Source organism: Peptostreptococcus sp. MV1, from assembly GCF_000758885.1.
Lineage (GTDB): Bacteria > Bacillota > Clostridia > Peptostreptococcales > Peptostreptococcaceae > Peptostreptococcus.
This window is the reverse complement of the sequence record NZ_JRNB01000075.1, coordinates 1-671: the sequence shown is the minus strand read 5'-3', so window position 1 is coordinate 671 and position 671 is coordinate 1. Positions and strand designations below refer to the sequence as shown.

Annotated in this window: 1 protein-coding gene; it reads right to left on the bottom strand. The window is 36.4% G+C overall.

Features of this window, described 5'->3' with window-relative positions; genetic code table 11:
* Nucleotides 1-160: 160 nt before the first annotated feature.
* Nucleotides 161-370, bottom strand: coding sequence for a hypothetical protein (locus HMPREF1639_RS09375; RefSeq protein WP_207640740.1), 210 nt, complete (start codon nt 368-370; stop codon nt 161-163).
* Between the last annotated feature and the right edge of the window lie 301 nt (nt 371-671).

Sequence of the window (671 nt, the reverse complement as noted above, 5' to 3'; positions counted from 1 at the left end):
TGCTGTCGCATAAATTTCGGATTTTATTCATCAACGCTAGTTGACAAAGAACCTAAATGTAAGAGAGCCGGATTTCTCCGGCTCTCTCAAGTATGTGTCCGCAAACACATACCCCAATTAGTATTTATAGTATACAGCAATCCAGTAAAAAATGCAAGTCCTACAGAAAATTTTTCAATAAATTCATTCTGGAGGATAAATCCGGATGAATCACGATTGAAGCAACATTGGCATTTACAGCCTTCCGATAATCCTCTGTGATTCTCTCAAACTCTCTGACAAATGCTTTGATTTCCGTCTTCGACACCTGCAGTAATTTCATATAATAACACATAAGAATCACATAGTCACCTATCGTTTTGAAATTCACATATGGCAATCCAATCTCAATTTTTAAGCACTGCTTCATCGCACTTGTTGGGTCAATGTTACGAAATCTTGTGTCAAACACTACAGAGTTATGAGCGATGGCATTCCTCAAATCTTTTAGTGTATATATGTACTTATAAATCAGCTATCTGTTCGTGTCACTTGAAACGTTAATGTCAAGTCTTTTTGATATATCGTCAACCAAGTATATCTCTTCCATCTTCTGACATATATTCTATTTCATCAAAATATTACTAAGAGCCTTGGCACGAGCAGTTGTAGTTGCTCCAAGTCTTGAATCA